The following is a 10,709-nucleotide window of genomic DNA, read 5'->3' on the forward strand; positions in this document are numbered from 1 at the left end:
AATCACGAAGGCGTGGTGTGTTCATCATTAATAGCATTGAAAACCATTTCCATCTAGTGCTAGCGTCCCCGCTGTCTCCAGCAGGTAGCGAGGAAGGGGCGGGAATGAATGACGCAGCGTCAGAAGCACTTGTGAGTAGGCGGGAAGAGGCGGAGGAAGTGTCGTCCGGCGTGCGCTCGATGCGTACCTGGACCACCGCCGTCACCTCGCTCGCGGCAGCGATGATGACCCTCGACATCACCGTCGTGAACGTCGCGATGCCCCGGATCGGCGCGGACCTCGACGCCTCGCTCGACGCCCTCCAGTGGATCGTCAACGCCTACACACTGACCTTCGCCGCCCTCCTGCTCACCGCAGGCTCGGTGTCCGACCGCATCGGCCGCCGGAAGGTCTTCCTCGTCGGCGTCGCCGTCTTCACCGTCGCCTCCTCCGCCTGCGCGCTCGCCCCCGACGCCGGCGTGCTGATCGCCTCCCGGGCCGTCCAGGGCGCCGGCGGCGCCATGGTCCTCGGCACCTCGCTCGCCCTCATCGCCGGCGCCTATGAGGGCGCCCCCGCCCGGGCCCGCACCAGCGCGATCGGCCTCTACACCGCCGGCGCGGCCGTCTCCGCAGCACTCGGCCCCCTGGTCGGCGGCGCGATCACCGAGTGGCTGAGCTGGCCCTTCCTGTTCGCCGTCAACGTTCCCGTCGGCCTGCTGATCCTCTACGGCGCCGTTCGCAAGGTCCCGGAGAGCGTCGACCCCGCCGCGTCCGGCCGGGTCGACCGGGCGGGCGCGGTGCTCGCCGTCCTCGCCCTCTTCGCGCTCAACTACGGCCTCCTGACCGGCTCCGAGCACGGCTGGTCACGGGCGGACGTGGTCGGCTCGCTCGCCGCCGGGGCCGTGCTGACGGCGGCCTTCGCCCTCGTCCAGTGGCGGCTCGGCGAGCACGCCATGCTCGACCTGCGGCTGTTCGTCATCCCCACGTTCAGCGGAGCTGTGCTGCTCAGCTTCGCCGCCCGGATCTTCAGCTTCGGCCTGCTGCCGTTCCTCACCCTCTGGCTCGGCGGCATGCTCGGCCTCTCCCCGTTCCGGATCGGCCTGGTGCTGCTCGCCCAGTCCGTCGCGCTGCTGGTCGCCGCACCCGTCGGCATGCTGCTCGCCAAGAAGGTTCCGGTCTCGGTGGTCCTGGCGCTCGGCATGGTGCTGGTCGCCGCCGGGATGTTCACCGCCGTCGGCATCGGCTCGGCGGACGGCTGGACCGCTGTCCTGCCGATGCTGATCCTGCTCGGCGCGGGCGCCGGCCTGGCCCTCCCGCACCTGCTCGACCTCGCCGTCGGCGTCGTCCCCGCCGCCCGGGCCGGGACCGCCTCCGGCGCGGCCAACAGCTTCTTCCCGCTCGGCACGGCCTGCGGCGTCGCGCTCTTCGGCGTCATCCTGTCCCACCGGGTCGACTCCGCGCTCTCCCCGTCCGCGCTCGCCGCCCTCGGCGTCCCGGCCTCCGACGCGGGCCACGTCCACGAGCTGGTCACCGCTGGGCAGTTCGACGCGATGGCCGCCCCCTATCCGGCCCCCGCCCGCGACCAGGTCCTCGCCCTCGCCCACTCCGCCTACACCTCAGCCCTGTCCTCCATCTTCCTGATCGCCGCCATCGCCGCCCTGGTCGCCGCCGGCGCCAGCCTGCTCCTGGTCCGCCCGCGCGACGCCGCCGCGTAGCCGCCGACGCCTGTGCCCGGTCGCCCCCGTGAGGGCGGCCGGGCACAGGCACGTGTCCTGCCGGGTCGGGTCCGCAGCTCAGTTCCGCAGCCGCTCCACGACGGCCGCCGCGACGGCCGCGGGCCCCTCGGAGAGGTAGAAGTGGCCGCCGGGGAAGCCCAGGAGGTCGAAGCCGGCGTCGGTCCAGGACTTCCAGCCCTCCGCCTCCTCGACGGTGAGCTCCTCGTCCTCAGTGCCGACGAGGGCGGTGACGGAGCAGGGCAGGAGCCCCTCGGGGCGGGCGGGGTACGTCTCGATGATGCGGTAGTCGCCGCGCACGGCCGGGAGGACCAGGGCGCGGACTTCGGGGATCGCCAGCAGCTCGGCGTCGGTGCCGCCGAGGCGGGCGAGTTCGGCGCAGAGCGCGTCGTCGTCCTGGAGATGGACGGTGCCGCCGCGGTGGTACTGCGGCGCCTCGCGGGCGGAGGCGAAGAGGTGGACGGGCGGACGGTGGCCCTGCCGCAGCAGGTGCAGGACCAGTTCGTGGCCGACGGCCGCGCCCATGCTGTGCCCGAACACCGCCCACGGCCGGTCCAGCAGCGGCCCGACGGCCGCGGCGAGGTCGGCCACCAGCGTGGGCAGGTCGACGGGCAGGGGTTCGTCGAGCCGGTCCTCGCGACCGGGCAGGCGGACCGTCAGCAGCTCGACGTCGGGCGGCAGGAGCGGGGCCCAGGAGCGGTAGAGGCCGGCCGAGCCGCCGGCGTGCGGGAGACAGAACAGCCGGACCGCGGCGGCCGGTCGCGGCTGCGGGCGGCGCAGCCAGCGGGTGGTGGTCATGGCACGGGATCCTCAGGAGTCGGAGACAAGAGCGGGCAGACCGGGGGCGGCGGCCAGCAGAGCGGCGGTGACCGGGTCGGCCGGGGCGGCGAGCACCCGCTCGACCGTCCCCGCCTCCCGGATCGCACCCTCGGCCAGCACCGCGAGGTGACCGCCCAGCCGTGCGGGCACGGTCAGGTCGTGGGTGACGACGACCAGTGCGACGCCCAGCTCCCGCCGCAGCTCGTCGAGCAGGGCGAGCACGGTGGCGGCGGTCGGCGGGTCGAGGGCGCTGGTGGCCTCGTCGCAGAGCAGCACGTCCGGCCCGGCCGCCAGGGCACGGGCCAGCGCGACCCGCTGGCGCTGCCCGCCGGAGAGTCCGGACGGGAGCCGCTCGGCGTGCTCGGGCGTCAGGCCGACACGGTCCAGCAGGCGGTGCACCTCGGCCCGGACGCCCACCGCGTCCAGTTCGGGCCGGTACAGCCGCAGCGGGCGGGCGACGGCCGCGCCGACCCGGTGGCGGGGGTTGAGCGAGTCCTGCGGGTCCTGCGGGACGAGTTGGAGGCGGCGCAGCTGGGCCCGCCCCCGGGCCCGCACCCCGGGCGCGACCGGCTCGCCGCCGAGCCGCAGGGTGCCGGTCCAGTCGGCGTGCAGCCCGGTGAGGCAGCGCAGCAGGGTGGTCTTGCCGCCACCGGACGGGCCGACCACGCTCAGGCAGCCGCCGGGGGCGAGCGCGAGGTCGATGCCGTCGAGGACGGTGGTGCCACCACGCCGGGCGACCAGGCCCGTCAACTCCAGGACGGGAGCACCGGAGGCGGCCACCGCCTTGGGCAGCGCGGTGACCCGGACCGCTTCGACCAGCCGCCGTCCCGCCGCGCTCGCGGGCCGTGCCAGCACCTCACCGACCGGGCCGCGTTCGACCACCCGCCCGCCGTCCAGGACCGCGACCTCGTCGGCGACCTCGGCCACCTGCGCGAGGTCGTGGGCCACCAGCAGCACGGCCGGTCCGCCGTCGGCCCGAAGCCGCCGTACGTCGGCGAGCAGGGCGCTCGCGGTGGCCGGGTCGAGAGCGCTGGTCGGCTCGTCGAGCACCAGCAGGTCCGGCCGGTGGGCGAGCGCGGCGGCCAGCGCCACCCGTTGCCGCTGGCCGCCGGAGAGCTGGTGCGGCAGCCGCCGCAGGAAGGCCGGGTCGTCCGGCAGCCGGGCCGACCGCAGGGCGGCGCGCATCCGTTCGGACCGTTCGGCCTTCGGTACCGCCCGGGCCCGCAGGAACTCGCCGATCTGGTCGGCGACCCGCAGCGTGGGCGCCAGGGAGGTGCGCGGGTCCTGCGGGACGTACCCGGAGTGCCGGCTGCGCAGGCGGCGCAGCGTCCGGTCGGGCAGGCCGAGGACGGGCTCGCCGGCGAGGTGGACCGAGCCGCCTTCGACGACCAGCCCCGGGCGGATCTCGCCGAGGGCGGCGAGCGCGAGGGTGGTCTTGCCGCTGCCGGAGGCGCCGACCAGGGCCAGGATGTGGCCCGGCGCGAGGTCCAGGTCGACGCTGTCCAGGACGACGGCGCCGGCCGACGTCCGTACGGTCAACTCCCGGACCGCGAGCACCGACTTGTGGTCGGATGCCGCAACTGTGCTACTCGCGGGGCGAGTTCGCCGAGCAGCGGCCGGAAAGGCGCTGTCCACCAGCAGGTTGGCGCTCAGCAGCAGCACCAGGATGCCGACCGCCGGAACGGCGACCGCGAGCGGCTGGAGGGCAAGCCCGTCGCGGTTCTCCAGGATCATCAACCCCCAGTCCGCCGCCGGAGGCTGTGCCCCGTACCCGAGGAACGAGGCGGTGGAGACGATGAACACCGCCCCGACGAACCGCACCCCCGCGTCCGCGGCCAGCACCGGCGCCGCGTTGGGCAGCACCTCCCGTGCCAGGACGTACCAAGTGCGCTCGCCGCGCGCCAACGCGGCCTCCACGTAATCGTGTTGCAGCGCCTGCAGCGCGGTCGCCCGGACCACCCGGATGATCTCGGGGAACAGGACGACGGCCGCGGCGGCCCCCACCCCGAGGGCGCCCCGCCCGGTGGCCACCACGGTGACGCTGAGCAGCAGGAATCCGGGCAGGCTGAGCAGTACGTCCGCCGCCCGCAGGATCCAGGCGTCCACCCGCCCGCCGCGCAGCGCGGCCGTCATGCCGACCGCGCCGCCGGCCAGGTAGGCGACGGCGAGCGCGCCCAGCGACAGCATGACCAGGGAGCGTCCGCCGTCGAGGAAGCGGCTGAGGACGTCCGCGCCGAGATGGTCGGTGCCCAGCGGGGCGGCGCCGCCGGCCGGCCCGTACGGCATGTCGAGCACCTCGCCGGGGCCGTGCGGGGCGAGGGCCGGGCCGGCCAGGGCGAGCAGTACGGCGGCGGCCAGGACGGTCCCGGAGAGTGCCGTCCGCAGCCGCCGCCGCTTCGATGGAGCCGGGTTGACATGGGGGGTCAATTCGTTCTCCTGGCAGCCGGGTTGAGCATGGTGGCGAGGGCGTCCGCCAGCAGGTTGAGGGCGACGGTGAGCGTGGCGACCAGCAGTGCGATGCCGAGCACCACCGGGGTGTCGCGGGAGGCGGTGGCGTTGACCAAGGCCGCGGCCAGCCCGGGGTAGCCGAACAGGCTCTCGGCGACCAGCGTGCCGCCGAGCAGGTAGGCGAGGTAGCGGGCGAGCACCGGAACGGCCGGCACGACGGCGGCCGGCAGGATCCAGCGCAACACCACGCGGTGCTCCGGCACCCCGCCGAGCCGGGCGGCGAGCACCGCGTCCGAGCCGGCCGCCTCCGCCACCCCGGAGCGGACCAGCCGGACGTTCTGCGCCAGGCTGACCGAGAGCAGGGTGAGCACCGGCAGGACGAGCAACTCCGGCTGGGAGAAGGGGCTTTCGCCGGCCGCCGGAACCGAGACGGCGGGCAGCCAGCCGAGGCCCACCGCGAACAACAGCACCAGCAACGTGCCGACGACGAACTCCGGCAGGCTGACCAGGGTGAGCGTGCCGATCGAGAGCACCCGGTCGGTGAGCCGCCCGGCCCGCAGCCCCGCCCACAGCCCGAGCGCGATCGCCAGCGGCACGAGCAGCAGCGCGGTCACCGCGCCGAGCAGCAGCGAGTTGCCCGCCCGCTCGGTGACCAGCCGGGAGACCGGCACCCCGTTGGCGTAGGAGGTGCCGAGGTCGCCGTGGAGGGCGTGCCAGAGCCAGTGCAGGTAGCGGGCCCAGGACGGCTGGTCGAGGCCGAGCTGGTGCCGGAGCGCGGCGACCTGCTCGGGCCCGGCCCGGCCGGCCAGCCGGGCGGAGGCCGCGTCCCCGGGGGCGAGCGCGGTGGCGGTGAACACCAGGACCGACGCCGCCAGCAGGGTCACGGCCGCCGCACCGAGCCGGCGCAACCAGCGGATCACGAGGAGAGGAACGCGTCGCGCAGGCACGGGTAGTCGAAGGACCCGAGCGCCTTGACGCCCTGAACGGTCGGCTTCGCCGCCGCGACCGGGGGGATCCGCGCGAAGACGGCGTCGCCGCCCTGGTCGTAGAGGTAGTGCTGGACGTCCTGCACGGCCTTGGTCCGCTTGGCGTCGTCGCCGACGGCCGCGTGCATCGCCGTCAGCAGCCCGTCCAGGGTGGGGCCGGCGGGCCCGGTGAACGGGTAGGACGCTTTGGAGCCGTAGAAGAACGACAGCTGCAGCGGCAGCGGCATCGCGTGGTAGAGGTTGGTCTGCAGCGGGGTGCTGAGCAGTGCCTTGAAGTCGGTGTAGTAGTCGGCGGCCGGGATCTTGTCGACGCCCACCGCGAGCCCGGCGGCCTGCGCCTGCTGGACGAAGGCGGTGGCGCTCTCCAGGGTGCCGTACTCGTAGTCGCTGGTGCGCACGGACAGTTTGACGTCCGAGAGCCCGGCGTCGGCCAGCGCCTTCTTCGCCTTCTCGGGGTCGTACGCCCGGCGCGGCAACGAGCTGTCGTACCAGGACTGGTGACGGCCCAGCGCGTCGTCGGCGACCTCGCCGTAGCCGAGGGTGACGGTGCGGACCATCGCCTCCCGGTCGATCGCGTAGCGCACCGCCTGGAGCACGGCGGGCTTGTCGAACGGCTGGAGGCCGAGGTTCATGGTGAGCGCGAGGTCGCTCCACAGCTCCTGCGGCGCGGTGACCACCCGCACGTCGGGGTTCCTGGCCTCGGCGCGGGCGGCGGTGAGGGTGATCCCGCCGGCGTAGTCGAACTGGCCGGCCTTGAGCCCGTTGATCCGGGCGCCCGCGTCGGCGACCGACGACAGCTCGATCTCGTCCAGGTAGGGCCCGCCGCCGAGCGCCGCGCCCCAGTAGTCGGTGCGCGCGGTGAGCAGGCTGCTCGCGCCTCGGGTCCAGTTCTTGAGGACGAACGGGCCGGAGCCGACGGCGTGCTCGAAGTCGGTGGTGCCGTTCGGGATGACGAAGATGGACTGGGCGAGCGCGAGGTCGAAGAAGCCGTCGGGGGACTTGAGGGCCAGCTCGACGGTGCGCGGGTCGCGCACCGCGCTGGCGGCCGGGTCGAGCCCGGCCAGCAGGCCGGCCTGGGTGGTCGGGTTGCCGGCCAGGGTACGCAGGCTGAACAGCACGTCCTCGGCGGTGAGTTTGCGGCCGTCGCTGAAGGTGACGCCGTCGCGGACGCGGACGGTCCACCTGGTGGCGTCGGCGTTGGGCTCGACGGACTCGGCGAGGCGCCACACCGGCTTGCTGGCGTCGATCTCGCCGAGGGTGTCCCAGACCAGCCGGGCCCGGACGTAGTCGACGGCGCTGTTGGTGGCCTGGAGCACGTTGGTGGACTCGGCGGCGGAGCCCGCGAACGCGGCGCGCAGCCGTCCGCCCTTGCGTGGGGCCATCGACGGTCCGCTGCTCGTGGCGAGCTGCGGGGCCTTGCCGCCGCCGCTCCCGCAGGCGGCCAGCAGTCCGCCGGCCAGCAGGGTTCCGAGCCCGGCTCCGGCGCCGCGCAGCAGGGCACGGCGGTCTATCTGATGAAACGTCACGGCGTCCTCACTCCAGGCATGTCGATGCACGCGATCCTAGAATGAAACGATAATGCTTTTCAATAAGCCTGCGGATGTCGCTCGCTCCGGGTACCTCCGCGCCACTCCGGGACATGCGGTGACGCGGCCCGGCCTCGGCGGTCACTCTCGGTCCTGGAGTACGCCAAGCTTTGGTAATGATTTCCATCTCGGCCCTGGCGGGGCTGGTTGTGAAAATCGTTTCCACCTAGGGTGTGCGGTGTCCACCAGCGCCGGACCCTGCCCACGGGGCAGGGTCGGCAGGTATGCGAGGAGTAGTCCGCCATGAGCACCGCCCCGTCCCGCCGCAAGCCCCTCAGAGCCGTTCTCGGCGCCGCTGCCGTCGCCGCACTCGCCACGACCACCGCCTGCTCGACCACCTCCCCGGCGAAGACCGCGTCCGCCGGTTCGAGCGGTGCCGGCGGCGGCTCGAAGGTGATCCAGGTCACCGCGGCGGAGAACTTCTGGGGCTCGATCGCCACCCAGCTTGGCGGGGACCACGTGAAGGTGACCAGCATCATCACCAACCCGGACACCGACCCGCACTCCTACGAGCCGACCGCCGCCGACGGCCGCACGATCGCGGGCGCGGACTACGTGATCAGCAACGGGATCGGCTACGACGCGTGGTCGGACAAGCTGCTGTCCGCGAACCCGGCGCAGGGCCGGACCGCGCTGAAGGTCGGCGACCTGCTGGGCAAGAAGGAGGGCGACAACCCGCACCAGTGGTACTCGGCGGAGAGCGTCACCAAGGTCATCGACCAGATCACCGCCGACTACAAGAAGATAGACCCGGCCGACGCGGCCTACTTCGACACCCAGAAGCAGACCTTCACCACCCAGACCCTGGCCAAGTACACCCAGCTGGAAGCCGACATCAAGGCCAAGTACGCCGGTACCCCGATCGGCGCCTCGGAGTCGATCGTCACCCCGCTCGCCGACAGCGTCGGCCTCAAGATGCTCACCCCCGAGACCTTCCTGGACGCGGAGAGCGAGGGCACCGACCCCACCGCCGCCGACAAGGCCGCCATCGACCAGCAGATCGCCGGCAAGCAGATCAAGATCTACGTCTACAACTCCCAGAACTCCAACCCCGATGTCGTGGCCCAGGTCAACGCCGCCAAGGCGCAGGGCATCCCGGTCGCCCAGGTCACCGAGACCCTCACCCCGGCGAACGCCACCTTCCAGGACTGGCAGACCCAGGAACTCCAGGGCATCGCCGACGCGCTGAAGCAGGCGACGGGCAAGTGAGCGAGCGAAGCGAGCTCACCATCAAGAGGTGCGCATCGGCGAATGCCCCTGGCGAGCGGAGCGAGACGGGCGCATGAGCATCCACCCGACCGAGGAGGTCCGTACGGAGATGGAGCGCACCGCGCCCGGCGGGGAGCCGGTGCTGTCGCTGCGCGGGGCCGCTGTGCGCGTGGGCGGGCGGACCCTGTGGTCGGGTGTCGATCTGACCGTGGGGGCCGGGGAGTTCACCGCCGTCCTCGGCCCCAACGGGGTCGGGAAGTCGACCATGGTCAAGGTCCTGCTGGGCATCCTCCCGGCCGCGGCCGGCGAGGTGCGCGTGCTCGGCGCGGCGCCCGGCGAGCGCAACGCCGCCGTCGGCTACCTGCCGCAGCGGCGGCACTTCGACGCGAGCGTGCGCATCCGCGGTCTCGACGTGGTGCGGCTTGGGCTGGACGGGGATTCGTGGGGGATACCCGTCCCGTTCCTGAACCGCGCGAAGCGCCTGGCCGCTCGTGAACGCGTGATGGAGGTCATCGAGTTGGTGGGCGCATCGAAGTACGCGCACCGGCCGATCGGGCAGTGCTCGGGCGGCGAGCAACAGCGGCTGCTGATCGCGCAGGCGCTGGTCCGCCGTCCCCGAGTGCTGCTGCTGGACGAGCCGCTGGACAGCCTGGACCTGACCAACCAGGCGGCGATCGCATGCCTGCTGGGCAAGATCTGCCACCTGGAACAGGTGTCGGTGGTCATGGTCGCGCACGACGTCAACCCGATACTCCACCACCTGGACCGGGTGGTGTACATCGCCGAGGGCGGCGCGGTGTCCGGCATCCCGGCCGAGGTGATCACCTCCGAGACGCTGACCCGCCTGTACCGCACACCTGTGGAGGTGCTGGAGACCAGCGACGGGCGGCTGGTGGTCGTCGGTCAGCCGGAGGCCCCGGCCGTCCACACCGACCGGCACGGGAACGGTGGCGGCCATGCTGCTGGCATCTGACGCGACCTCGCCGGTCTTCAGCTGGAATCCGATCGCCGATTTCCAGGACATGTGGTCCTACCTGTACATGGTGAACGCCTTCCGGGCCGGCCTGGTCGTGGCCGTGGTGTGCGCGGTCGTCGGCTGGTTCATGGTGCTGCGCCGGCAGACGTTCGCCGGGCACACGCTGTCGGTCGCGGCCTTCCCCGGCGCCTCCTTGGCGGTCCTGCTGGGTTTCAGCGCCTCGCTCGGCTACTTCGGGTTCTGTGTCGCCGCTGCCCTGGTGATAGCAGCGCTGCGGCGCAAGGGGCGGGAGAGCGGGGCGGAGGAGTCGGCGGTCACCGGTACGGTGCAGGCGTTCGCGCTGGCCTGCGGGTACCTGTTCATCAGCCTGTACAAGGGTCTGCTGGAGGGGCCGACGGCGCTGCTGTTCGGCGACTTCCTGGGCATCACCACCGGCCAGGTCGTGGTCCTCGCCGTGGTCGGCGCGGTGGTGCTGGCCGTGCTGGCGGTGATCGGACGGCCGCTGCTGTTCGCCTCGGTCGACCCCGAGGTGGCGGCCGGACGAGGCGTGCCGGTGCGCCTGCTGGGCACGCTGTTCCTGGTGCTGCTGGGCGCGGCGACCGCCGAGGCGAGCCAGATCACCGGCACGCTGCTGGTGTTCGCGCTGATGGTGATACCGCCGGCGACCGCCCAACAGCTCACCGCCCGGCCGGGACTGAGCCTGCTGCTGTCCGTGGCCATCGGGCTGGCGGCGTGCTGGGCCGGGCTGATCGCGGCGTACTACCAGCCGTACCCGCTGGGCTTCTTCGTCACCGGCTTCGCCTTCGCCGCCTTCGTGTTCGCCCACCTGTACCGCTTCGCCCGTGAGGCCGTCGGCCGTCGGGCGCCACTACAAACGGGGAGTCTCAATGATTGAGTCAAGCCGTCTGCGCGGCCGGATCGGGGGTGAAGACCCGGTTGTCGCGCAGGAGGGCCCACAGGACGCTGACCCGTC

Annotated in this window: 8 protein-coding genes; 4 read left to right on the forward strand and 4 right to left on the reverse strand. The window is 73.1% G+C overall.

Annotated features, from left to right (window positions below):
• The first annotated feature begins 179 nt into the window (after positions 1-179).
• Positions 180-1,694: a DHA2 family efflux MFS transporter permease subunit gene (locus ACZ3UD_RS31380; protein ID WP_465595266.1), complete on the forward strand. Its 1,515-nt coding sequence runs from the start codon at positions 180-182 to the stop codon at positions 1,692-1,694.
• A 78-nt stretch (positions 1,695-1,772) separates the two neighbouring features.
• On the opposite strand, the gene ACZ3UD_RS31385 is transcribed toward ACZ3UD_RS31380, so the two are convergent.
• Genes ACZ3UD_RS31385 through ACZ3UD_RS31400 form a run of 4 tightly spaced genes read right to left on the reverse strand, consistent with a single transcriptional unit; the run spans position 1,773 to position 7,491 of the window.
• On the reverse strand, positions 1,773-2,510 hold the full coding sequence (locus ACZ3UD_RS31385) for a thioesterase II family protein (protein WP_465595245.1): 738 nt from the start codon (positions 2,508-2,510) through the stop codon (positions 1,773-1,775).
• A 12-nt stretch (positions 2,511-2,522) separates the two neighbouring features.
• A complete protein-coding gene (locus tag ACZ3UD_RS31390; RefSeq protein ID WP_465595248.1) occupies positions 2,523-4,958 on the reverse strand; it encodes an ABC transporter ATP-binding protein/permease in 2,436 nt (811 codons plus the stop codon).
• Entirely contained in the window at positions 4,955-5,899 is a 945-nt protein-coding gene (locus tag ACZ3UD_RS31395; RefSeq protein ID WP_465595251.1) for an ABC transporter permease, read from the reverse strand. The genes ACZ3UD_RS31390 and ACZ3UD_RS31395 overlap by 4 nt, the downstream gene beginning before the upstream one ends.
• Positions 5,896-7,491: an ABC transporter substrate-binding protein gene (locus tag ACZ3UD_RS31400; protein WP_465595254.1), complete on the reverse strand. Its 1,596-nt coding sequence runs from the start codon at positions 7,489-7,491 to the stop codon at positions 5,896-5,898. The genes ACZ3UD_RS31395 and ACZ3UD_RS31400 overlap by 4 nt, the downstream gene beginning before the upstream one ends.
• A gap of 303 nt (positions 7,492-7,794) precedes the next feature.
• Here ACZ3UD_RS31400 and ACZ3UD_RS31405 point away from each other — a divergent pair, with 303 nt between their 5' ends.
• The 3 genes from ACZ3UD_RS31405 (at position 7,795) to ACZ3UD_RS31415 (ending at position 10,631) form a co-directional block, all read left to right on the forward strand.
• On the forward strand, positions 7,795-8,760 hold the full coding sequence (locus ACZ3UD_RS31405; protein ID WP_465595257.1) for a metal ABC transporter solute-binding protein, Zn/Mn family: 966 nt from the start codon (positions 7,795-7,797) through the stop codon (positions 8,758-8,760).
• Positions 8,761-8,833: 73 nt separating this feature from the next.
• The gene (locus ACZ3UD_RS31410) at positions 8,834-9,733 is read left to right on the forward strand and encodes a metal ABC transporter ATP-binding protein (protein WP_465595260.1); all 900 of its coding nucleotides are present in this window, start codon (positions 8,834-8,836) and stop codon (positions 9,731-9,733) included.
• Positions 9,717-10,631 carry a metal ABC transporter permease gene (locus ACZ3UD_RS31415; RefSeq protein ID WP_465595263.1) on the forward strand — a complete coding sequence of 305 codons (915 nt, stop codon included), beginning with the start codon at positions 9,717-9,719 and terminating at the stop codon, positions 10,629-10,631. Before ACZ3UD_RS31410 ends, ACZ3UD_RS31415 begins: the two co-directional genes overlap by 17 nt.
• Positions 10,632-10,709 lie beyond the last annotated feature (78 nt).

The organism is Kitasatospora sp. NPDC023118, from assembly GCF_055560875.1.